Here is a 21,687-nt window from a genome sequence, read left to right on the forward strand (position 1 = left end):
CCCCGGCCCCCTGGGTTTTTACGACCCCCGGGGGCGGGGGGGCCGGCCCCCGCGCCCCCGCCCGGGTGCTACCCCGCCCGGGCGGGGGCCCGACCCCTGTTGGCCCCCCCCCGCCTCTCCTACGTTTTCGCGTGGGCTGGTGCCCGTGCTGATCGCGGTGCGGCTCGCGTGTCGCCATGGTCCCGTTCGCGCAGTTCCCCGCGCCCCCTATAAACGCGGACCTCGACTAAACGCGGACCTCGACCGACTTCGCCACCCGGTCGTGCAGGCCGCGGCCGTCGCGGTCCCAGATCAGCGCCGGGATGGCGACGCACAGCAGCACCGAGCGGGCCAGCACCCGGCCGAATCCGACGCGTCCGCCGGCCTCGGAGACGACCCGCAGGCCGAAGAGGCGCTTGCCGGGCGTGCAGCCGATGGTGCCGACCGTGAGCACGCTCATGGCGAAGAAGATGAGCAGCGCCCAGTTCCCCGTCGCCTGGTTGTAGCCGTGCGTGACCAGGCCGTATGCGATCAGCATGCACAGCGCCCAGTCGACGACGAGGGCTCCGATGCGACGGCCGGGGCGCGCGATGGAGCCGGGTCCGTGCTCGGGCAGGCCGAGCTGTTCACCGCGGTAACCGAAGTCGGCGCCCGCCTGTTCCATGGCCTCACGAGGCCCGGACAGCCACGATCCCATTGCTTCCCTGTTGTCCACGCGTCAACGGTACTGCGCCTCGCTCCTGATGCGGTCCCGGCCCCCGCTCCGGTTAACTTGGGCGAAACAAATGGGTCATGCTTGAGAAATCACGCCTGCATATCGTCGGGTCCCAGCGTGTGCCACCGCACTGGTCGCGCGATCGAGCTGCCAAGAGCTGCAACCCCGCCCCTCCCCGGGTGGGAGTAGGAGGAGTTGGATGTTCCAGAACGCCGATGACGCCAAGAAATTCCTCGCGGACGAGGACGTCAAGTTCGTCGACGTTCGCTTCTGCGACCTGCCGGGTGTGATGCAGCACTTCACGGTGCCGGCGGAGGCGTTCGACCCCACGGAGGAGCTGGCCTTCGACGGCTCGTCGATCCGCGGCTTCCAGGCCATCCACGAGTCCGACATGGCGCTGCGCGCGGACCTCTCCACCGCTCGTGTGGACCCCTTCCGCCGCGACAAGACGCTGAACGTCAACTTCTTCATCCACGACCCGATCACGGGCGAGCAGTACTCCCGTGACCCGCGCAACGTGGCGAAGAAGGCCGAGGCGTACCTCGCCTCCACCGGCATCGCCGACACCGCGTTCTTCGGCCCCGAGGCCGAGTTCTACGTCTTCGACTCGGTGCGCTTCGAGACCTCCGCGAACCGCTCGCTGTACGAGATCGACTCCGAGGCGGGCGCCTGGAACACCGGCGCCGTCGAGAACAACCGCGGTTACAAGGTCCGCTACAAGGGCGGTTACTTCCCGGCCCCGCCGGTCGACCACTTCGCCGACCTGCGCGCCGAGATCTCCCTCGAGCTGGACAAGCAGGGCCTCAAGGTCGAGCGCCAGCACCACGAGGTCGGCACGGCCGGCCAGGCGGAGATCAACTACAAGTTCAACACGCTGCTCGCCGCGGCCGACGACCTGATGCTCTTCAAGTACATCGTGAAGAACGTCGCCTGGCGCAACGGCAAGACCGCGACCTTCATGCCGAAGCCGATCTTCGGTGACAACGGCTCGGGCATGCACGTCCACCAGTCCCTGTGGAACGGTGGCGAGCCCCTCTTCTACGACGAGCAGGGCTACGCGGGCCTCTCGGACATCGCCCGCTACTACATCGGCGGCATCCTCAAGCACGCCCCGTCGCTGCTCGCCTTCACCAACCCGACGGTGAACTCGTACCACCGCCTGGTGCCCGGCTTCGAGGCCCCGGTCAACATGGTGTACTCGCAGCGCAACCGCTCCGCGGCCATGCGTATCCCGATCACGGGCTCGAACCCGAAGGCCAAGCGCGTCGAGTTCCGCGCGCCGGACCCGTCCTCGAACCCGTACCTCGCCTTCTCGGCGCTCCTGATGGCCGGCCTCGACGGCGTCAAGAACAAGATCGAGCCGGCCGAGCCGATCGACAAGGACCTGTACGAGCTGGCTCCCGAGGAGCACGCCAACGTCCAGCAGGTCCCGACCTCGCTCCCCGCGGTCCTCGACGCCCTGGAGGCGGACAACGAGTACCTGCAGGCCGGCGGCGTCTTCACGTCCGACCTGATCGAGACGTGGATCGACTACAAGCGCACGAACGAGATCGCCCCGATCCAGCTGCGCCCGCACCCGCACGAGTTCGAGCTGTACTTCGACATCTAAGCCGTCCCGTAACCCCGGACGCGCTCGTCGTCGAGGGCCCGGTCTCCCCCATCAGGGAGGCCGGGCCCTCGGGCGTTTCGGGAGGCGGTGGGTCATGTCGGGGGCGGGTGAAGCTCGCCGGGCGGGAAACGGGTAAACGCCTTAAACTCGGGCAAGTCGCACACGCTGACAAGCCTCGGAGGAGTGCCGTCATGAGCAATCTGTTCGTCGTCGCCTATAACGACCTCGCCACCGCCGACCAGGTCCGCAACCGGCTTCTGGAGATGTCCAAGGAGCACCTCGTCGAGCTCGAGGACATCGTCGTCGTCGAGCGTCGGGAGTCCGACGGGAAGATCAAGCTGCATCAGGCCGTGAACCACACCGCGATGGGCGCCACGGGCGGCGCGCTGTGGGGCAGTGTCATCGGCATGCTGTTCCTCGTGCCGTTCCTGGGGGCCGCCGTGGGCGCCGCGGCGGGAGCCGCCGGCGGGGCCGTCACGGACACCGGGATCAACGACAACTTCATGAAGGAACTCAGCCAGAACCTGCGGCCCGGCGCCGCCGCGCTGTTCGTCCTCGTCAAGCAGGCCGCCAAGGACAAGGTCGTGCCCGAGATCGCCACGTACGGCGGTCAGCTGGTGCAGACCTCGCTGAGCAACGACGACGAGGAGGCGCTGCGCGAGATGCTGCAGAAGAGCCAGTCGAAGGCCGAGGCGCCTGCCTAGGCGTAGGCGTCGGTCACTGGGCGAGGAGTTCGGGCAGTCGGCCCTCGGTGACCTCGCGGGCCACGTCGGCCAGCTTGCGCCGGTGGGAGCGCGCGTAGCCGCGCAGGCCCGCGAACGCCTCGTCCAGTGACAGTCCGTGCCGGGCGGCGAGGATGCCCTTGGCCTGCTCCACGACGACCCGGCTGGACAGCGCGTGCTCCAACTGGCCCGCGAGGAGCTGCGTCTCGCTCAGTTCACGCTGCAGCGTGAGGGTGTGCCCCGCGACCTCGGCGAAGCGCCGGACCAGAGCGAGGGCCTCCTCGTCCAGCGACTTGTCCGGCGCGGTGAACAGCACCAGCGCACCGATCTCCCCTTCCCTGCCGTGCAGCGGAAGCGCGGTGGCCCGGCCGAAGCCGAGGGCCTGGGCCCGGGGGGACCAGCGCGGCCAGCGCAGCTGGGCGGAGCGCGTGGTCACATCGACGTCCACGAGGGCGCAGCCCGTCGTACGGGCGTCGTAGCCCGCGCCCTCCCCCCAGCGGGCGGCATCGGCGGCGAGGGCGCCGAGCGAGGGATCCGTGCCGTCGGTGAGGACGGGCGCGCGGCCGCCGGGCACGTACACCACCAGCGCCCCGCGCGCGTGGAACAGCCGCCTGCCCCCTTCGGCGAGGGTGGCCAGCAGTGCCTGCGTGTCCAAGGGTTCGCGAGCGGCTCCGCCCGTCAACTCGGCGAATACCGCGGCGACTTCCTGCTCTCGCAGTGTCACGGTGGGGACCTCTCAGCCGAGTTGGAGTCGTCCCTGAACGATATCCTGAGCGACGTCGCCGATGGGACGGCTGTCCACGAAGGCGCGTGCTTTGACCAGTTCCAGCGCGTCCGGTATGCGACAGCCGAGCTGGACGGCCACCATGCCCGCGGCCTGGTGGACCTCGGCGCGGTAGTCGATTCCTCCGAACAGGCCGGGTACCGCGTCCGCGCCCAGGAAAACGTTCCGCGTCAGGGAATCTGCGACCTGAGTGACGGTCGCGGTGGACATGGCGTCCGCGCGCACACCGAAGGCGGCCAGAGCACCGATGCAGCTGTCGGCGGACCGCAGGGGAACCGCGAGGACGTGGCCGATTCCGAGCCCCTCGGCCGCGGGACCGTAGCCCGGCCAGCGGTCCGTCAGTCCGGTCCCCGAGGCGGCGACCGGGCAGCGGCCCTGCACCGCGTCCCGCGCCGGGCCCTCGCCGAGGATGTACTCCAGGTCCTGCGCGCCGCGCGAGGGCTCGTCCGACGAGGCGGTCGCGATCTGGTTCCGGTCGAGGTCGACGAGGGTGACGGCGGCACTGACGGTCCCGCAGGCCTCCGCGACCCCCGTCATGAACAGCGGAGGCCGACCTCCGGTGGCCGCCCAGCTGGCGGCGCGCCGGGCATGGGATTCGAGGAGCTCCGCGGTCACCTCGTGCCGCTTCGCGCTCGTCCGGTGGATCTGCGCCAGGCGGTCGTGCAGGTCGCCGCCGCTCTCCCGGGCCAAGTTCTCGCACTTGCGCACAAGGCTCAGCTCGCGGTCCGCGCGCTCGCGAGCGCGGGCCGCACGCCGCCAGACGGCCGCCGCCTGTTCCGCCGAACTCCCCCCGAGGGTCATGCCCTCAGCGTACGCCCAGGTACCGGATCACGAGGCTCCGTTGCTCCGACCGCCCTCCTCCATCAGCAGCACGACGCCGCCGTGGTGCCCGCCGAACGGGCTGCAGTTGATGGTGCAGTTGATGCTGCGGCCGAGGCGGTTGACGGCGGCGATCATCACCGGCTCGCTGCGGCTGCGGGTCCTGAGGCACTCCTCAACGGCCTCCCGCAGCGGCCGGGTGGGCAGCCCGAAGTCGAGGTCGAAGAAGGCCTCGTCGACCGCCTCGTCCTGGCGCAGCCCCCACAGGTCGCTCGCGCCCCGGTTCCAGCTCTTGACCCTGAGGCTCTTGTCGAGGACGACGACGGCGGCCGCGATGGAGGTGAGGACACCCTCCAGGAAGGCGCGGGTCTCGTCGAGCTCGTCGCTGCGGATCCGCATTTCCTCGTTCATCGTCTCCAGTTCCTCGTTACCGGACTGGAGTTCCTCGTTCGTGGTCTCCAACTCCTCGTTCGTGGACTGGAGTTCCTCGTTGGTCGTCTCCAACTCCTCGATGGAGGACTGGAGTTCCTCGTTGGTCGTCTCCAACTCTTCGTTCGTGGACTGGAGTTCCTCGTAGGCTGTCTCCAGATCCTCACGCACGCGCTTGACCTCCGCCTTGAGCTGGGTGGCCACGGTCACGTCGGTGAACGAGATGTGGGTGGCCGCCGGCACTCCCCCGACGCCGATCAGCGGCTGGACGACGATGTCGAAGAACTGCACGTCCTCGCCGACCCGGCGCTGCGCCCCGTTGACCCGAAGCGTGCGGCGCTCGTGCGTGGCCTGGTCGATCAGTGAGCGCAGCTCGACGGGCCGGTAGGAGATCTCGAGGTCTCTGAAGGGGCGGCCGATGTCGTTCGTTGTGAGGGAGAACTGCACGCGTGCCTGGTTGTTGATGAGGACGACGATGCCCTCGGGGTCCACGGCGAGGGCGGCGCCGGGCGAGGCGTCGAGGACCAGGTCGCGCAGCTGGCGGTTGCGGGCCAGGCTCTGCGACTCCCCGCTCTGGCTGCTGCGCAGCTTCACCGGGGCCGGCTGGTAGGTCGTCGTCGCGCCGCCCGGTCGGCGGCGGAAGATGCGCTGGCGCATGCTGATGACGTCGAACCGGTCCGCGTCGTTGAGCAGCATCTCGGCCTTGCCGAGGAAGAGGAAGCCGCCCTCGCGCAGCGCGAAGTGGAACCGGTCGACGATCTGGGTCTGCGCCTCGACGTTGAAGTACATCAGGGCGTTGCGGCAGACCAGCAGGTCGAGCCGGGAGATGGGGGCGTCGCGGGTGATGTCGTGGCGGCCGAAGATGACACGGCGGCGCAGGTCGGAGCGGAAGCTGAACTGCGAGCCGTTCTGCTCGAAGTACTTCTCGCGCAGTTCGGCGCTGAGCGGCTCCAACGCCTTGGCCGGGTAGAGGCCGGAGCGGGCGTCGCGCAGCGCCTCGTCATCGACGTCGGTGCCGTAGATCTTGACGCGGTTGAGGGCCTCCTCGAGGCCGAGCGCCTCCGCGAACATGATCGCGAGGGAGTACGCCTCCTCGCCGCTGGAGCAGCCCGCGCTCCACACCCGGACCTCCTCCTCCGGGCCGAGCTGGGCCAGGAGCTCGGGGACCACCTCGTGCTGCAGATACGTCCAGGCGTCCGCGTCCCGGAAGATGGAGGTGACGTTGATCAGGATGGTGTTGAAGAGGGCGCTGAATTCGTCGGCGTTCGTCTCCAACTGGTCGCGGTAGTCGGCGTACGAGTCGATGCCCACGTCACTCATGCGTTTGCGGATGCGGCGCCCCAGGGAGGTGCGCTTGTATCCGGTGAAGTCGAAGCCGCGGGCGTCCCTCAGGAACCGGAGCAGTTCCTCCAGTTCCTCGTCGGTCTCCGCGTCGCGCGGCGCCTCGCTCATCGTCCGTCCTACCTACTGCCTCTTGTGTCGACGAGTCCGCGGATCAGCGCGGAGATTTCCTCCAGAGGTAGCACGAAGTCCACCGCCCCCGTACCCACCGCGGCCTCCGGCATGCCCGTGAACTCCGCGGTCTCCGGGTCCTGCGCGATCACGGTACCGCCCTGCGCCTTGACGGCGTCGACGCCCTTGGCGCCGTCGCTGCCCGTGCCGCTCAGGACGACGACGACGGCACGGACCCCGTAGGCGTCGGCGACGGATTCGAAGAGCGGGTCCGCGGACGGCCGCAGGAAGTGCACCCGGTCCCCCAGGGTGAGGCCGAGGGTGCCGTCACGGTCCACGACGAGGTGGCGGTCGGGTGGCGCGATGTGGACGGTGCCGGGCCGGACCGACTCGCCCGCTTCGGCGAGTTTGACGTGCAGGGCGGTGCGGCGGTCAAGGATGTCCGCGAGGACGGTGCGGTGGTGTGGGTCCAGGTGCTGGACGACGAGGACGGGCACGGGCAGGTCCGCCCCGAGCCCGCCGAGAACGGTGACAAGGGCATGGATGCCGCCCGCGGACGCGGCGACGGCGACGACGCCGAAACTGTCGTCCGTACGGTCGGCACTGATCGGTGACGGCACATCATTGACCCTAAACGCCCGACAGGCCTGCGGCTATGGATACAGGCCGGGCCGGCCCGTCAGGCGCCGGGCGTTGCCGTCAGCACCCCGGCCGATATCGCGGAGCGCAGCACCGCGTGGTCCCGGTCGGTCTGCTCGGCGTAATGCATCGCGAACGCGGCGACCGCCCGGTCGAAGACGTCCTTGCCACCGAGGTAGGCCGCGAGGGCGATGCGGTCGCCGGAGCGGGCGTGCGCGCGGGCGAGGGCGGCGCCGCACAGCCGGGCGTAGGCGAGGAGTTCGTCGGGCGGCATGGCGGTGACGTCGGCGGAGCCCTTCATGTCGCGCAGTTGACGCCAGTAGAAAGAGCGGCCCTGGGGTCCCGTCATCCAGCCGAGGAAGATGTCGCCCGCCGCCTGGAGGAGGCGCTGTCCCGACACGACGCGGTGGCCGGGATGGATGTACGGGCCGTGGTTCGGGATGTGCTCCTCGACGACGGACCGGGTGGCCTCCTTGATCTGGAGGAACAGCGGGTCGTCCGCGTCGCGCCCGGCGAGCAGCACGATGAAGCAGCGGGTGCCGACGCTGCCGACGCCGACCACCTTGCGGGCCGCGTCGACGAAGCGGTAGCGGTCGAGGAGCCGGCGGCGTTCCTCGGCGAGCGTGGAGCGGTAGTCGCCGAACATCTTGCGGACGGCGGCGGCGTCGGAGATCCCGGCCGGTTCGAGGAGCGGCGGGTCGTACGCGATGCGGCGGCGGCCGTCGGGGGTGGTCTCGGTGAGCTTGCCGAGGGCGTGCAGGCTGGTACGGCGGGTGGCCTGGGCGAGGGTGTGCTCGACGCGGCGGCGGTGGCGCGTGGAGCGGATGAGCGGGAGCAGTGCGTGGGCGTCGATGCGCTCGTACCAGACGGCGAGTTCGCCGAGCCCCGCCAGTCGGCGCATGTTGTCGCGGTACGCGGTGACGGAGGTGAGGGCGGCGTGGTGGGCCTGCTTGTCGGAGTGGCCGTTGTCGCGGGCGGCGACGGCTATGGAGGCGGCGAGGCGTTTGACGTCCCACTCGAAGGGTCCCGGGTACGTCTCGTCGAAGTCGTTGAGGTCGAAGAGCAGGGCGCGGTCCGGCGCGGCGAACAGGCCGAAGTTCAACAGGTGCGCGTCGCCGCAGAGTTGAACGGTGAGGCCCGAGTGGGGTGTCGCCGCGAGGTCGCCCGTCATCACGGCGGCGGCGCCGCGCAGGAAGGCGAACGGGCTCGCCGCCATCCGCCCGTAGCGGATGGGCAGCAGGTCGCGGAGCCGGTCGGCGCCCTGCCGTTCCAGGGTCACGACGGGGTCGGGGCGGTCGGCGGACGGGATCCACGGGCCGTGCGAGGAGCGGGGGCTGTGCTTGCGGGCCCGTCTGCCCTGGTCGGCGCGTTCGGCGGGGCTGCTCATGGCGGGCGCCCCTTCGGTCAATGACGCAGGGCGCGGGAGACCTCGGCGGTGATGTCACCGTCGAGCGAGTGGGTGCTGCGGGCGGTCGCGTCCTTGGAGTCGCCGCCCCGCACATCGTTCACGTTGAGCACGACGGTGTCCACCAGCTTGTCGTCGCCGTTCCTGAAGCCGACCTGGACGACGTACGACTTGGTGTCCGACGTGCCGTTGCTGACGGTGACCGGAACCGTGGTGCGGTCGCCGTCGGATTTCACGTCGCCGAGCTTCACGTCGCCCTTGGCGTCGACGCCGTCCTTGAAGTCGTTGAACTTCTGCTGCGCCTCCGCGGTCGCCGACGCCACCACGTCCGCGCCCCTGGACGCGGCCGAGGACGCGGCGGAGGCGGCCTTCGACGCGGCGCTGGAGGGGCCGTCGCCGTCGTCCGAGCAGCCGGCCGCGGCCACGGTCAGGGCCGCCGCGCACAGGGCCGCGGCGACCGCCCGTACGCCTCGTGAGCCTCGTCGTACGTCCGCCATCGCCGACTCCTCCGCTCGACCACCACTGCAGGTTGCCTCAGTCAACGTTGGGGCAGGGGTGGGGCGCATGCCAAGGGGGGCAAACAGGTGACCTTCGCGGCGGCGCGGCGGGCAGGATGTGCCGCATGAACACGAAGAGCACAGGGACCGTGCGGCACATCGGTGACGACGAGCGGCGCGCCCGGCTCGCCCGCGCGCACCGCCTCGCCCCTTCGGCGCGTGCGGACCGCGCCGAGGACGTCGCGCGCTCGCTCGTGGCGCTGCACGGCACGGATCCGGCGACCGTGTATCTGGCGGTGGGGGCGCGGCTCGCGGAGCCTTCCGGGACGGTCGCGGACGTCGAGCGGGCGCTGTACGAGGACGGCAGCCTGGTGCGGATGCACGGGATGCGGCACACGGTGTTCACGTTCCCGACGGAGCTGGCGGCGACGGTGCACGCGTCGACCGGGCTCGCGGTGGCGGCGAAGGCGCGGGCAGGGCTGCTCAAGGACATCGCGGGCGGCAGCGACGGGCGCCTCACGCCCGAGTGGCTGGCGGAGGTGGAGGCGTCGGCGCTGGCCGCGCTCGAGCGGCGCGGGGAGGCGACGGTGACCGAACTCGTGGCGGACGAGCCGCGGTTGAGGGAGCAGTTCACGTACGGCAGGGGCAAGAGCTACGAGGCCGAGCAGACCGTGTCGTCGCGGCTCATGCGGGTGCTCGGGGTGGAGGGGCGGGTCGTACGGGGCCGGCCGCTCGGCTCGTGGACCTCGACGCAGTTCCGGTGGGCGGTCGCGCCGCCGCATCCGGAGCTGCCGGTCGCCGAGGCGCAGGCGGAGCTGCTCCGGCTGTGGCTGGGGGCGTGCGGGCCCGCCACGGAGGGGGACCTCAAGTGGTGGACGGGGTGGAAGGTCACGGACGTACGCAAGGCGCTCGCCGCGGTGGGGGCGGTGGCGGTGTCCCTGGACGGCGGTGGCACGGGGTACGTGCTGGCGGACCAAGTGGACGCGCCCGAGAGCGACTTGGAGCCGTGGGCGGCGCTGCTGCCGGGCCTCGACCCTACGTCGATGGGGTGGCAGGAGCGCGACTGGTACTGCCCGCCGGAGCTGCGCCCCGCGCTCTTCGACGGCAGCGGGAACATCGGGCCGACCGTGTGGTGGGGCGGGCGGATCGTGGGTGGGTGGGGGCAGGGTGCGGACGGTGGGGTGGTGTGGCGGTTGTTGGATACCTCCGGCGGCCGGAAGGCGGAACGGGCGGTTGCCGCGGAAGCGGAGCGCCTCGCGGCGTGGCTGGGTGGGACTCGGGTCACGCCGCGGTTTCGTACGCCGCTGGAGAAGGAGTTGAGCACTTTAAGCCCCTGCGGCGATTGAGCAGCGGGGTCCGGGGCGGAGCCCCGCGGCGTGGGGAGCCGCCCCGGACACCGATATCAGCGGCTGTAACGCATCAACGCCCGCACCATGTGGCACGTCGTGTCCGACGGCGGATGGATGCCGACACGTTCGGCCGTCGCGCGGATCTTGCGGTTGTGGGCCTGGTTGGGGAGGTAGACGCCGGAGTCGAGCAGGGCTATCGCCAGGCGCATGGCCTTCAGACGGCGGTTGTGGGTGATGTACCAGTCGCGGGGGCGCCCCGGCGGGAGCGGCCTCTTCGCGAGTGGTGTGTACGGCAGATCGAACAGCAGCGGAGCGGCGGCAGCGGGCACAGGCATCCTCCTGTCGCGGACGTCCGAGAGCCCCCGTAGCCCTCGAACACTGCTTCTATTCTACTGCCGACCACTGACAAAAGCCGCTGGCCAGAGCCCAGTTGAGGGCCGCCGCACGACTTCACTCGCGTACCGTTGACCCCATGGAGATCTGGATCAACCCGGCCTGCTCGAAGTGCCGCAGCGCGCTCACCCTGCTCGACGCGGAGGGCGCCGACTACACGGTGCGCCGCTACCTGGAGGACGTGCCCACGCCCGACGAGATCCGCGCCGTGCTCGGCCGGCTCGGCCTCGAACCGTGGGACATCACCCGCACCCAGGAGGCCGACGCGAAGGAGCTCGGCCTGAAGGACTGGGCGCGCGACGCGGACAGCCGTGAGCAGTGGATCGAGGCGCTCGCCGCCCACCCGAAGCTGATCCAGCGCCCGATCATCACGGCCGAGGACGGCACGGCGGTCGTGGGCCGCAGCGAGGAGTCGGTGCGCGAGGCGATGTCGCGGCGCTGAGCCGAGCGACAGACTCCGGCGTTGAGCGTTCGGGTTCGACTGCTCGTACGTAACGGCGTGCGCAACAACGTGCATCTCACGACAGGAGGCGCGCATGTCACGCAGGAGAACTCTCGGCCCGAAGAAGCGGCTCGCCCTCACGACGGCCGCGGCGGTGGTCGCGGGCGGCGGGGCGTTCGCCCTCGCGGCCACGAGCAACGCGTCGCAGGTGGACCAGGGGGCCCAGGGCGGTGCGCAGAGCTCGGTCGCGTGCGACGGACTGACCACCGCGCTCGCCAACAACCAGAAGTTCATCGACGGGCAGAAGGCGAACCCCGACGCCCAGTCCGAGGCCCGGATCGCCAACCGCGAAGCGGTGATCGCGGAGATCAAACGGAAACAGGAGGCCTCCGGATGCGATACGGGGGCGGAGACATCCGCCCCCGCGTCAGCCTCCGCTTCCGCCCCCGCTTCAGCCTCCGCCTCTGCTTCCGCACCGGATGCCTCCGCGCCGGAGGCCTCCGACCAGGCCGCCGCCTCCGGTGAGCAAGTGTGTGCCGGGCAGCAGGTCACGCTCTCCGGAGAGGGCGGGGCACCGGCCGCGTCCAGCGATCAGTTCCCGGTGGGCACGCAGCTGAAGGTGACCAACCTCGACAACGACAAGTCCACGACCGTCGAGGTCACCGCCACGTCGGGGTCCTGCGCGCTGCTCAACAACGCCGCGTTCGAACAGGTACGGGAGCCCGGCAAGTTCCTGATCCGCAACGCCCGCATCGAGAAGGTGGGGTAACGGCACCAGCGCGTATCGCATACAGGCTCACGGGCCACGTCCCGCTCCACGCGGCTCAGGTAACACGGGGTTCACAAACGAGCAACGGCCGAGAAACCCCCTGGTGACAGAGTTCCCGGCAGTTCGAGACCCGCGTGAATGAGGAAGTGGCCCGTGACCTTCAAGGCTGAGTACATCTGGATCGACGGCACCCAGCCGACGGCCAAGCTCCGTTCGAAGACCAAGATAATCGCGGGCTCGCCGCAGGGCCTGGACACGCTTCCGGTCTGGGGCTTCGACGGCTCCTCCACCAACCAGGCCGAGGGCCACGCCTCCGACCTCGTGCTCCGCCCCGTCGCCCAGTACCCGGACCCGATCCGCGGCGGCGACGACATCCTCGTCATGTGCGAGGTCCTGAACATCGACATGACGCCGCACCACTCCAACACGCGTGCCGCGCTCGCCGAGGTCGAGGAGAAGTTCGGCTCGCAGGAGCCGATCTTCGGCATCGAGCAGGAGTACACCTTCTTCGAGGGCGACCGCCCGCTCGGCTTCCCGGTCGGCGGCTTCCCCGCCGCGCAGGGCGGCTACTACTGCGGCGTCGGCACCGACGAGATCCACGGCCGTGACATCGTCGAGCAGCACCTCGAGAACTGCCTGAAGGCGGGTCTCGCCATCTCCGGCATCAACGCCGAGGTCATGCCCGGCCAGTGGGAGTTCCAGGTCGGCCCCGTGGGTCCGCTCCAGGTCTCCGACGAGCTGTGGATCGCCCGCTGGCTGCTCTACCGCACCGCCGAGGACTTCAAGGTCTCCGCGACCCTCGACCCCAAGCCGGTCAAGGGCGACTGGAACGGCGCGGGTGCGCACACCAACTTCTCCACGAAGGCGATGCGCGAGGGCTACGACGCGATCATCACCGCGTGCGAGTCGCTCGGCGAGGGCTCCAAGCCGCTCGACCACGTGAAGAACTACGGCGCCGGCATCGACGACCGCCTCACCGGTCTGCACGAGACCGCCCCGTGGGACGAGTACAAGTACGGCGTCTCCGACCGCGGCGCCTCGGTCCGCATCCCCTGGCAGGTCGAGAAGGACCGCAAGGGCTACATCGAGGACCGCCGCCCGAACGCCAACGTCGACCCGTACGTCGTGACGCGGCTGCTCGTCGACACCTGCTGCACCGCGCTGGAGAAGGCCGGCCAGGTCTGACCGCGCCGGCCGGGTCCGAATCCGGCCATCCGCTTCGGGAGGGTGTCCACATTGTGTGGGCGCCCTCTCGTATCCGTGACGCATCTGTTTCAATGAGGGCATGGCCAGTCTTTACCGGAACAGCAGCTCGTGGGGTCGTCGGCACGACCTCGAGCCGTTCTGGCCGTCCCGCCAGCACCACGATTTCGACCGTGTGTGTCGCCGCGTGAGGAACGCGCGGGCCCTCTAAAGCCGTCGCCCCGGCCGCCCCGGCCTTCGGCCCGCGCGCATGACGTACGTCCCGCTCCCCGACGTCCTCTCGCGCGAAAAGAGTTTCATCATGGCTCCTGCCCTTCTGACCGACCCGCTCATCTCCGTCGACACCGCCTGCCGCACGGTGCACGTCGCGGGCCGCCAACTCGACCTCACCTACCTGGAGTTCGAGCTGCTCGCCCATCTCGTCGGGCATCCGCACCGCGTGCACACCCGCGACACCCTCGTCCACACCGTGTGGGGATACGGGCATGTGGGCGACGGCCGCACCGTCGACGTCCATGTCGCCCGGCTGCGCAGGAAGCTCGGCGCCGAGTACCGGGACACCATCCGTACGGTGCGCCGAGTCGGCTACAAGTACACGCCACCCACCGGCAGTTGAGGTGAATTCCGGGGGCCGATTGAACAGGGTCGGCCCCCGTTGCGTACGTAGTCCCATGGGACGCACCTCACGCAAACGGCGCTCATCGCTGGCGACGCGCATGACCATCGCGTCGGCCGCACTGCTCCTGGGCGGAGGTGGGCTGGTCGCGGTCAACGTGTACGCGTCGGCCCACGAGGACTCGGCCGACGGGCAGGACGCGGGCAGCGGGACGCAACAGACACAGCAGACGCAACAAGTGGCCACCATCGACTGTCCGGACGTGGGCACCGAACTGTCCGACGTTCCGGACGGCGCTCGCGACGAGGTCGACGGTGAACTCGCCACTCTGGACAGCCAGATCACTCAGGCCTACAAGCGGCTCGCCTCGACGCGGGACGCCGCCGCACGGGACCCGCAGTTCGTACAGAACAGCATCATGGATCCGCTGAAGAAGAACCGGGGCGCCATCCTCGAGCGCATCCGCCTGGAGATGGAGCGCCGCGGCGGACAGGCCCCCGACGGCATGAACGACATGGCCGAGTGCACGGCCCAGCCCCAGGAGGGCGAGCAGCAGCCCCCGGACGGGCAGGACGACGGCTCGGACCAGGGCGGCGGTGACCAGACCGGCGGCGACGACCAGGCCGGCGGGGACCAGGGCGGCGACGACCAGCAACAGGGCAACGGCGGACAGGCCGGCAATGGCCCCGCGGCCGCCGACTTCGCCGACATCACCAAGGTCCAGCCCAACGTCCAGAAACCCCAGAACGGCGACAACGCCTCCACCGGCACCTTCACCACCCGCTGCGGCGTCAACGACAACAAGAAGTTCAACACCGACAACCTCATCGTGGCGCCCGGCGTGACCAACGGCGCGCACCACCTGCACGACTACGTGGGCAACCAGGACAACGACGCCTTCTCCAGCAACGACGACCTGGCGAACGCCGACACCACCTGCCAGAACCAGGGCGACAAGTCGACGTACTACTGGCCGGTGCTGCGCGTGCAGGACGGCACGGAGGAGTTCGACGCCGACAAGGACGGCGGCGGCAAGGAAGGCAACGTCGGCAAGGTCCTTCAGGCCCAGAAGGCGAGCATCAAGTTCGTCGGGAGCCCGCAGAGCGACGTCGTCGCGATGCCGAAGTTCCTGCGCATCATCACCGGTGACGCCAAGGCCTTCACCAACGGCACGGCGAACGCCAACGCGCACTGGAGCTGCACCGGCTTCGAGGACCGTCAGCTGACGGACAAGTACCCGCTGTGCCCCGACGGTTCGAAGGTCGTGCGCAGCTTCGCGTTCCAGAGCTGCTGGGACGGGCAGAACATCGACAGTGCCAACCATCGCACTCACGTGGCATTCGCCGACCAGGCCGGTAACTGCCCGCAGAATTTCAAGGCCATCCCGCAGCTGAAGATGCGCCTGGTGTACGACGTGCAGACGCCGACCATCGAGAACGGACAGGTGAAGAACCCGTTCGCCGTGGACGGCTTCCCCGAGCAGCTGCACAAGCCGATCACGGATCATGACGACTTCATCAACGTCTTCGACGACGACACCATGCAGACGGTCGTGGACTGCATCAACAAGGGCGATCGCTGCGACTGAGCGATCGCCCCACCCCGGCCGCTGCGCGGCCGGCTCAGCGGCGACCCTCGTACCCGGAGAGCCCACCCGCCTCGTGACCCCCACCACCACTACTCCCCGTGTGGTGCGAGGCGGGCTTCTCCAGGGTCCCGCCGAGCCGGCCGCGCAGCTTCGTGAGCTGTGCGGCGCCGCCGACCGCGATCCACTTGGGTCCGACGAGGTAGACGCCGCCGTAGTCGTTGGCCTGGTCGAACCACTGGGCCTGGCCCTTGTCGGTGGTGAAGGTGGCGAGGACGTAACGGCCGCCTCCAGCACCGCAGTTGGCCTGCCGGATGTCGGCCGCATCGGTCTGGATGTCGGGGCGGCAGCCCGCCTCCTTCGCGAGGTGTTCCAGGCTTCCGGAGGCCGTACGGGGGATCTTCGGCCTGTCGTCCTTCGGGGCGCCGTCGGAGCCGCCCGAGCCGCATCCGGTCGCGGCCGCGAGCAGTACGGCCGCCGCCACCAGCTTTTTCCTCATTGCGTTCTCCTGTCCCGTACGTTCCGTTGCTACCGTGCGCCGCACCAACCGCGACGCAAGGGGGGTACACGTATGTCCGCACCATCGCGACGCACTGTTCTCGGCACGACGGCCGCCATCGGCCTCGGCACGGCCCTGGGGGCCGGTGCCCCGGCCGCCCAGGCGGCTCCGCGGCCGACCGCCGCGGGGAAGGTGCCCGTTCTTGATACGGCTGAGGCGCGCGCGGCACTCAACCGTCAACTGCCGCACCACGCGGACCAGTTCCGTCTCAGACTGATGGCCGCGAGCGGCACGGAGGACCGTTTCCGGGTGACCGGGACGCAGGGCCGCATCACGGTGTACGCGACGACCCCGGCGACGCTTCTCGCCGGGGTCCACTGGTTTCTGAAGTACGAGTGCGGGGCGCACATCGCCTGGAACGGCTCCCAGCTCGACCTGCCGGACCGCCTCCCGGCGCCCTCGAAAACGCTGGAGCGCAGCACCCGGCTCCCCCACCGCTTCGCACTGAACGACACCAACGACGGCTATACGGCGCCCTTCGCCGACTGGTCGTACTGGGAGCGCGAGATCGACATCCTCGCACTGCACGGCTGCAACGAGGTGCTGGTCATCGCGGGCATGGAGGCCGTCTACCACCGCCTCCTGAAGGACTTCGGCTACAGCGACGAGGAGGCGCGGGCCTGGCTGCCCGCCCCGTCCCACCAGCCGTGGTGGCTGCTGCAGAACCTCTCCTCGTACGGGGGTCCGCTCTCGTCCGAACTCATCGAGAGACGCGCCGAGTTGGGGCGAAGAATCGTCGACCGGCTTCGTGCGCTCGGCATGAAGCCGGTGATGCCCGGCTACTACGGGCACGTCCCGAAGGAGTTCGTGGCGCGCAACGGCGGGGACGCGCACGTCGTACCGCAGGGGGTGTGGCACGGCTTCGAGCGTCCCGACTGGCTCGACCCGCGCACCGCGTCCTTCGCCCAGGTCGCGAAGTCGTTCTACGGGCACCAGAAGGACCTGTTCGGCGAGATCGGCGCGTTCAAGATGGACCTGCTGCACGAAGGCGGCACGGCCGGTGACGTGCCGGTCCCTGACGCGGCGCGCGGTGTCGAGGCGGCGCTCCAGAAGAACCGGCCGGGGGCGACGTGGGTGATCCTCGGCTGGGAGGCGAACCCGCTGCCCGAGCTGATCGACGCGATCGACAAGAAGAAGATGCTGATCGTGGACGGGGTGTCCGACCGGTTCACCTCGGTCACGGACCGCGAGAAGGACTGGGGCGGCACGCCGTACGCGTTCGGCACGATCCCCAACTTCGGTGGCCGTACGACGATCGGGGCCCGCGCGCACATCTGGGAGCAGAAGTTCTTCGCGTGGCGCGACAAGGCGAACAGTGCGCTGGCCGGTACGGCGTACATGCCGGAGGGCACCGACCGGGACCCGGCGGCGTTCGAGCTGTGGTCCGAACTCGCGTGGATGGACCAGAAGTTGGACCGGGCGGCCTGGTTCGCCTCGTACGCCGACTTCCGCTACGGGCGCCGCGACAAGGCCGCCCGCGCCGCCTGGCAGGCGCTGCACGAGACGGCGTACCAGCACAAGGCGGTCGAGCGCTCGGACCCGCACGACTCGCTCTTCGCGGCCCGCCCCGACCTCGCGGCCGACCGCGCCTCCTACTACGGGCCGCGCGCCCTCGCCTACGACCCGGGCCGCTTCGACGCGGCGCTCGCCGGACTCCTGGGCGTGAGCGGGAAGTCGCGAGGCAGCGCGGCCTACAAGTACGACCTCGTCGACGTGACGCGGCAGGCCCTCGCGCACCGCAGCCGACAGCTCCTGCCGCAGCTGAAGGCGGCCTACGCCGACAAGGACCGGGCCACCTTCACAGCGCTGGCGACGCTGTGGCTGAAGCTGATGCGGCTCTCGGACGACGTGACGGGCACCAACTCGGCTTTCCTGCTGGGCCCTTGGATCCAGGACGCCCGCAATCTCGCCACGAACGACGCCGAGCGCGCCGAGTTCGAGCGCTGCGCGAAGGTGCTGATCACGGTGTGGGGCGACCGGGCCACGTCCGATCCGGGCAACCTCCACGAGTACGCCAACCGCGACTGGCAGGGGCTGATCGCCGACTTCTATCTGCCGCGCTGGCAGAAGTGGCTCGACGAGCTGTCCGACGCGCTGGCCGCGGGCCGGGAGCCCGCCAAGGTCGACTGGTTCGCGTTCGAGGAACCGTGGACGCGCGAGCGCAAGGACTATCCGCTGCGGGCGTACGGAGACCCGTACCGGACGGCGTCGCGGGCCCGCGACGTCCTCGCGCGCGCCCCGTACCAGGGCTCCGTGACGGTCACCGCCGATCCGCCCGCCTTCCCGCCTGGCGGGCACGCGCGCGTGGCGGCCACGTTCCGCAACGTCAACGGGCTGCGCGCGACGGGCCGCGTCGACTTCGAGCTCAAGGGCATCGACGCCGAGCCCACGGGCGACACATCCCTGCCGGGCGTGGCGCCGGCCGGGGAGTCCACGGTGACCTGGCAGGCGAGCGCGCCCGGCACCCCGCTCGACAAGCCGCTGCGTCCGCTCCCGTACACGATCGACGTCCGGTACGGTCCGGCCGGTGAGCAGCGGGTCACCCACGTCCACAAGGGCACGCTGTTCGAGGCCGGGCCACTCGCCGACATCTGGCGGACGTACAGCAACAACGCGGCGGTCTTCGGGCAGCTCGACGAGCGGTTCGCGATCGACGGCGGCGGCGCCGACCTGTGGAAGGGCACCGCGGAGTTCGGCGCGCTGTACCGCGCGAACGCGTTCCGGGACGGTTCGGTGGCGGTGGTGCGGGTGGACGCGCAGGCGGTGACGGGTCCGTGGGCGCGCGCCGGGATCATGGTGAGCAACTCCATCGGCGACCCGAAGTCCCTCGGCTTCGCGAACCTGTCGGTCACGCCCGCCAACGGCGTCGTCCTCTCCTACGACAGCAACGGGGACGGCACCCTCGACACGTACAAGCGGATCACCGGGATCAAGGCGCCGGTGCTGCTGCGGCTGTCCCGGGCGGGCGACTCGTACACCGGGGAGTGCTCGACGGACGACGGCGCCACGTGGCGGACGGTCGCGACCGTGCCGTCGCCGAGGCTCGCCTCCGCGCAGGGCGTGGGCATGTTCATGAGCGCGACGAACGGCGGGAACGGGACGCGGGGCACGGTGGAGTTCAGCGGCTGGAAGCTGAGCTGATCCGGCCCTCGTAACTCCGGTGACACCGGGGCGCCGCTGTGTGAGAGTGCCCCGGTGAGCACCGAGAGCAGTGACTGGGAAGAGCGGATCGCGGCCGCGTGGGGGACGATCGACACCTACGGCGAGGCCGGCGCGGGCGAGTTCCGCGCGCTCATCGACGGGCTCGCCGCGGAGCTGCCCGCCGACAGCCCCGTCGCCCCGTTCGAGCGGGCCTCGGCCTTCGACTCGACCGGACACTCCGACAAGGCGGTCCCGCTGTACCAGGAGGCGCTGCGTCTCGGCCTGAGCGGCTACCGGGGGCGCCGTACGAAGATTCAACTGGCCAGCTCACTGCGGAACATGGGGCGCGCGGAAGAGGGCGTCGCGCTGCTCGAACCGGAATTGACCGCTCCTGGCGACGAGTTGGACGACGCGGTGCGGGCGTGTCTGGCCCTGTGCCTGTCGAGTCTCGGCCGCGACAGGGAGGGCCTTGCCCTGGTGCTCGGCGCGCTGGCGCCCCATCTGCCCCGATACCAGCGGTCGATGGCGAACTACGCGAAGGCACTGGTCGTGTCCGAATAGGCCCGTGCGGGGAGTGACGGCTGTGACCATCCCACGATTCGCTCGTTCAGCTGAACGTGCAGTCAAAGGTGCAGCAGCAATCAACGCCCCCGTCCGCAGCGCCGGCCGCCGTCATCGACGTCGAGCAGGCCGAGGCCGCCCTGGTCGAGCACTACCCACGACTGGTACGGCTCGCGTACCTCGTGCTGCCGCCGGGCCTCGGTCGCAACCGCCGCGTGCTGACCGCCCACTCGATCGTGCAGCGGGCCCTCCCCCGCGGCCGCACCGCGGACGCGCCCGCGCCGATCCCGGCCCAGCGCGACTCCGCGGGCCGCACCGGCGACCCCGGCTTCGCCTACGTACGCCTGAAGGTGCTGCGCGGCGCCCTTGAGGCGGGGCTTCCGCTGCGGCGCATGGCCTGGCCCAAGCGGGCGCAGCTGCCGCCGCTGCTGCCGCAGGTGTGGGGCCTGCGGCTGTTCCCGAAGTCGGGCGGCGCCGATGAACTCGCCCTGGATCAGCAGCTTTCCACGCTGAGTGGCCCCGCCCGCGCGGCCTACGTGCTGCGCGGTCTTGAGCGTCTCGACGACGCCGCCGTCCGCGCGGTTCTCATGGAGGCGGGCTGCTCGCAGGAGGGCGCGGCGGCGGCCCTCGCCGAGGCGCGCGGCCTGGCGGCCGACGCCGGGTCCTGCACGGAGCTCCTGGAGTCCCCCGAGTTCGACCCGTGCTCCCTGCACGCGCGGCCCACCGATCTGATGCGCCGCCGCCAGCACCTGAAGGCGGCGATCGCGGCGGTCGCGGCGACCCTCGTGTGCGGGGCGCTGCTCGGGCTGCCGGGCGAGGGCTGGGCCCCGGACGGCGCGGCGGCCCCGCCGTACGCGAAGAACCCGGCGGGGCAGGCGGCCCTGAATCCGGCGAAGCTGCGGAAGGTTTCGCCGTCCGCGTGGAAGACGTCGGCCCGCACCGACTTCTCGGTGTGGCCCGCGCGCGGCTCGCTCACCGGGGACAAGGAGCTGCTGCGCAGGGCGCTCGCCGTGTGGGCGCGGCCCGGCGGCTCCGTGAAGGTCTCGGCGACACCGGGCACCCCGGCGGGCGCACCGCCCGGACCGCCGCAGCTGCTGTACGCGGGCGAGCTCGACCAGGCCCGTGTGGTGCTGCTCTACGACGGGTTGCGCATCGTGCGCTACGCCGAGCCGAAGAGCGGCACGAGCGGCGCCGCGCTCGACTTCGCGCGGGTCGACGGGGCGGCGGACGCGCAGTCGAGCGCCGTGGTGATGGACCGGTCCGACGGCAACGTCCGCTATCTGACCGCCCCTTGGGTGGCCAGGGCCGCCACCCGCGACCTCCTGAAGCCGACCGCGGGGGCGCGGGCCCTGTCGCGCACGAAGGACGGGGTGACGGCGCCGTTCCCGAGCCCGGCGCTCGCGACGTCCTGCACGTCGTGGAACGCGCTCGCGCTGACCGACTCGACCGGCACCCGGCTCACCACCGACCTCGGCGAGCTCGTCCCCGCGCACCTCACCTCCGGCAGCCCCGCCGAGCCCCGCGAGGCGCGGCCCGCGGACTGGGCGACGACGGCGTGCTCACTCGCGGCGGCGCGCTCGCACGGGGTGCGCTCGGTCAACTCCTGGGCGTACGCGCGTCAGGCGCTGCCGGCGGCGAACGGGACGGCCGAGTGGTGGTGCACGCGGGCCGACACCTGGCGGGGCGGCGGACCGCGCACCCTCGCGCTGTTCCGGGCGCCGGGGGCGGACGCGGCCGTCGTCGCGGCGAAGTCGCAGTCGTCGCCCGCATGCGGGTCGCGGGATCCGCAGGTGCTCGCGGGTGTGCGGTGGAAGTCGCGGGAGGGGGCGTGGTACCTGGTTGCCGCGGGCAGCGCGGGGGTGAACTCGGTGACCGCGGCGGGGCGGTCGTCCTCGGGGCGGATGCTTGCGGTGCGGGTGGCGCGGGGCGCGGATGTGTCGTTGTCGGGGCGGACGGCCCAGGGAGCGAAGGTTCAGCCCTTGAGGTAGCTCACGTCGCGGGGCTCTGCCCCGGAGGCAT

At 70.7% G+C, this 21,687-nt stretch carries 19 protein-coding genes and 1 pseudogene; 11 read left to right on the top strand and 9 right to left on the bottom strand.

Annotation, left to right across the window (positions count from 1 at the left end):
• Positions 1-226: 226 nt before the first annotated feature.
• Positions 227-694 carry an RDD family protein gene (locus ACYSUO_RS37215; RefSeq protein WP_461780628.1) on the bottom strand — a complete coding sequence of 156 codons (468 nt, stop codon included), beginning with the start codon at positions 692-694 and terminating at the stop codon, positions 227-229.
• Between the two features lie 199 nt (positions 695-893).
• Between ACYSUO_RS37215 and glnA the strand changes: the two genes are divergently transcribed.
• Positions 894-2,303 carry a type I glutamate--ammonia ligase gene (glnA, locus tag ACYSUO_RS37220; protein ID WP_426903984.1) on the top strand — a complete coding sequence of 470 codons (1,410 nt, stop codon included), beginning with the start codon at positions 894-896 and terminating at the stop codon, positions 2,301-2,303.
• Between the two features lie 191 nt (positions 2,304-2,494).
• Entirely contained in the window at positions 2,495-3,007 is a 513-nt protein-coding gene (locus tag ACYSUO_RS37225; RefSeq protein WP_461780629.1) for a DUF1269 domain-containing protein, read from the top strand.
• Positions 3,008-3,020: 13 nt separating this feature from the next.
• Here the strand turns inward: ACYSUO_RS37225 and ACYSUO_RS37230 are convergent, their stop codons facing one another.
• From ACYSUO_RS37230 to ACYSUO_RS37255, 6 genes are read right to left on the bottom strand one after another with little or no spacing between them, the layout of a single operon-like run.
• Positions 3,021-3,749: a GAF and ANTAR domain-containing protein gene (locus tag ACYSUO_RS37230; protein ID WP_461780630.1), complete on the bottom strand. Its 729-nt coding sequence runs from the start codon at positions 3,747-3,749 to the stop codon at positions 3,021-3,023.
• Positions 3,750-3,761: 12 nt separating this feature from the next.
• Positions 3,762-4,610, bottom strand: a complete 849-nt coding sequence (locus ACYSUO_RS37235; RefSeq protein WP_461780631.1) for a GAF and ANTAR domain-containing protein — start codon at positions 4,608-4,610, stop codon at positions 3,762-3,764.
• Positions 4,611-4,637: 27 nt separating this feature from the next.
• The gene (locus ACYSUO_RS37240) at positions 4,638-6,509 is read right to left on the bottom strand and encodes a CheR family methyltransferase (RefSeq protein WP_461780632.1); all 1,872 of its coding nucleotides are present in this window, start codon (positions 6,507-6,509) and stop codon (positions 4,638-4,640) included.
• An 8-nt stretch (positions 6,510-6,517) separates the two neighbouring features.
• Complete coding sequence (locus ACYSUO_RS37245; protein ID WP_461780633.1) at positions 6,518-7,129, bottom strand: chemotaxis protein CheB; 612 nt, start codon at positions 7,127-7,129, stop codon at positions 6,518-6,520.
• Positions 7,130-7,188: 59 nt separating this feature from the next.
• On the bottom strand, positions 7,189-8,535 hold the full coding sequence (locus ACYSUO_RS37250; protein ID WP_461780634.1) for a DUF2252 domain-containing protein: 1,347 nt from the start codon (positions 8,533-8,535) through the stop codon (positions 7,189-7,191).
• A gap of 17 nt (positions 8,536-8,552) precedes the next feature.
• Entirely contained in the window at positions 8,553-9,050 is a 498-nt protein-coding gene (locus ACYSUO_RS37255) for a hypothetical protein (RefSeq protein WP_461780635.1), read from the bottom strand.
• Positions 9,051-9,175: 125 nt separating this feature from the next.
• Between ACYSUO_RS37255 and ACYSUO_RS37260 the strand changes: the two genes are divergently transcribed.
• A complete protein-coding gene (locus tag ACYSUO_RS37260; RefSeq protein WP_461780636.1) occupies positions 9,176-10,396 on the top strand; it encodes a winged helix DNA-binding domain-containing protein in 1,221 nt (406 codons plus the stop codon).
• A gap of 56 nt (positions 10,397-10,452) precedes the next feature.
• Here ACYSUO_RS37260 and ACYSUO_RS37265 read toward each other — a convergent pair whose 3' ends face one another.
• Positions 10,453-10,734, bottom strand: coding sequence for a hypothetical protein (locus ACYSUO_RS37265; protein WP_426903975.1), 282 nt, complete (start codon positions 10,732-10,734; stop codon positions 10,453-10,455).
• A 137-nt stretch (positions 10,735-10,871) separates the two neighbouring features.
• Between ACYSUO_RS37265 and ACYSUO_RS37270 the strand changes: the two genes are divergently transcribed.
• From ACYSUO_RS37270 to ACYSUO_RS37290, 5 genes and pseudogenes are all read left to right on the top strand, one after another.
• On the top strand, positions 10,872-11,234 hold the full coding sequence (locus ACYSUO_RS37270) for an arsenate reductase family protein (protein ID WP_461780637.1): 363 nt from the start codon (positions 10,872-10,874) through the stop codon (positions 11,232-11,234).
• Between the two features lie 94 nt (positions 11,235-11,328).
• Positions 11,329-12,003: a hypothetical protein gene (locus ACYSUO_RS37275; protein ID WP_461780638.1), complete on the top strand. Its 675-nt coding sequence runs from the start codon at positions 11,329-11,331 to the stop codon at positions 12,001-12,003.
• A 153-nt stretch (positions 12,004-12,156) separates the two neighbouring features.
• Positions 12,157-13,188 (top strand): glutamine synthetase, encoded by a 1,032-nt coding sequence (gene glnII / locus ACYSUO_RS37280; RefSeq protein WP_461780639.1) that lies wholly within the window; start codon positions 12,157-12,159, stop codon positions 13,186-13,188.
• A gap of 343 nt (positions 13,189-13,531) precedes the next feature.
• Positions 13,532-13,822 (top strand): annotated as a pseudogene (locus ACYSUO_RS37285) (winged helix-turn-helix domain-containing protein); the annotation flags it as partial.
• 55 nt (positions 13,823-13,877) lie between these two features.
• On the top strand, positions 13,878-15,410 hold the full coding sequence (locus ACYSUO_RS37290; protein WP_461780640.1) for a DUF1996 domain-containing protein: 1,533 nt from the start codon (positions 13,878-13,880) through the stop codon (positions 15,408-15,410).
• 34 nt (positions 15,411-15,444) lie between these two features.
• Here the strand turns inward: ACYSUO_RS37290 and ACYSUO_RS37295 are convergent, their stop codons facing one another.
• Positions 15,445-15,906 carry a hypothetical protein gene (locus tag ACYSUO_RS37295; protein WP_461780641.1) on the bottom strand — a complete coding sequence of 154 codons (462 nt, stop codon included), beginning with the start codon at positions 15,904-15,906 and terminating at the stop codon, positions 15,445-15,447.
• Positions 15,907-15,978: 72 nt separating this feature from the next.
• On the opposite strand from ACYSUO_RS37295, the gene ACYSUO_RS37300 reads away from it, so the two are divergent.
• The 3 genes from ACYSUO_RS37300 (at position 15,979) to ACYSUO_RS37310 (ending at position 21,656) form a co-directional block, all read left to right on the top strand.
• Positions 15,979-19,107: an alpha-N-acetylglucosaminidase gene (locus ACYSUO_RS37300; protein ID WP_461780642.1), complete on the top strand. Its 3,129-nt coding sequence runs from the start codon at positions 15,979-15,981 to the stop codon at positions 19,105-19,107.
• A gap of 54 nt (positions 19,108-19,161) precedes the next feature.
• Positions 19,162-19,668, top strand: coding sequence for a tetratricopeptide repeat protein (locus ACYSUO_RS37305; RefSeq protein ID WP_461780643.1), 507 nt, complete (start codon positions 19,162-19,164; stop codon positions 19,666-19,668).
• A gap of 68 nt (positions 19,669-19,736) precedes the next feature.
• Positions 19,737-21,656 carry a hypothetical protein gene (locus tag ACYSUO_RS37310; RefSeq protein WP_461780644.1) on the top strand — a complete coding sequence of 640 codons (1,920 nt, stop codon included), beginning with the start codon at positions 19,737-19,739 and terminating at the stop codon, positions 21,654-21,656.
• The last annotated feature ends 31 nt before the right edge of the window (positions 21,657-21,687 follow it).

Source organism: Streptomyces sp. UC4497 (genome assembly GCF_054871485.1).

What these genes read in the sequence shown, in the direction of transcription:
- glnA (WP_426903984.1), top strand. Translation starts at nt 894, where the DNA reads ATGTTCCAGAACGCCGATGACGCCAAGAAATTCCTCGCGGACGAGGAC.
- ACYSUO_RS37225 (WP_461780629.1), top strand. Translation starts at nt 2,495, where the DNA reads ATGAGCAATCTGTTCGTCGTCGCCTATAACGACCTCGCCACCGCCGAC.
- ACYSUO_RS37235 (WP_461780631.1), bottom strand. Translation starts at nt 4,610, where the DNA reads ATGACCCTCGGGGGGAGTTCGGCGGAACAGGCGGCGGCCGTCTGGCGG.
- ACYSUO_RS37240 (WP_461780632.1), bottom strand. Translation starts at nt 6,509, where the DNA reads ATGAGCGAGGCGCCGCGCGACGCGGAGACCGACGAGGAACTGGAGGAA.
- ACYSUO_RS37250 (WP_461780634.1), bottom strand. Translation starts at nt 8,535, where the DNA reads ATGAGCAGCCCCGCCGAACGCGCCGACCAGGGCAGACGGGCCCGCAAG.
- ACYSUO_RS37255 (WP_461780635.1), bottom strand. Translation starts at nt 9,050, where the DNA reads ATGGCGGACGTACGACGAGGCTCACGAGGCGTACGGGCGGTCGCCGCG.
- ACYSUO_RS37260 (WP_461780636.1), top strand. Translation starts at nt 9,176, where the DNA reads ATGAACACGAAGAGCACAGGGACCGTGCGGCACATCGGTGACGACGAG.
- ACYSUO_RS37265 (WP_426903975.1), bottom strand. Translation starts at nt 10,734, where the DNA reads ATGCCTGTGCCCGCTGCCGCCGCTCCGCTGCTGTTCGATCTGCCGTAC.
- ACYSUO_RS37270 (WP_461780637.1), top strand. Translation starts at nt 10,872, where the DNA reads ATGGAGATCTGGATCAACCCGGCCTGCTCGAAGTGCCGCAGCGCGCTC.
- ACYSUO_RS37275 (WP_461780638.1), top strand. Translation starts at nt 11,329, where the DNA reads ATGTCACGCAGGAGAACTCTCGGCCCGAAGAAGCGGCTCGCCCTCACG.
- ACYSUO_RS37290 (WP_461780640.1), top strand. Translation starts at nt 13,878, where the DNA reads ATGGGACGCACCTCACGCAAACGGCGCTCATCGCTGGCGACGCGCATG.
- ACYSUO_RS37295 (WP_461780641.1), bottom strand. Translation starts at nt 15,906, where the DNA reads ATGAGGAAAAAGCTGGTGGCGGCGGCCGTACTGCTCGCGGCCGCGACC.
- ACYSUO_RS37300 (WP_461780642.1), top strand. Translation starts at nt 15,979, where the DNA reads ATGTCCGCACCATCGCGACGCACTGTTCTCGGCACGACGGCCGCCATC.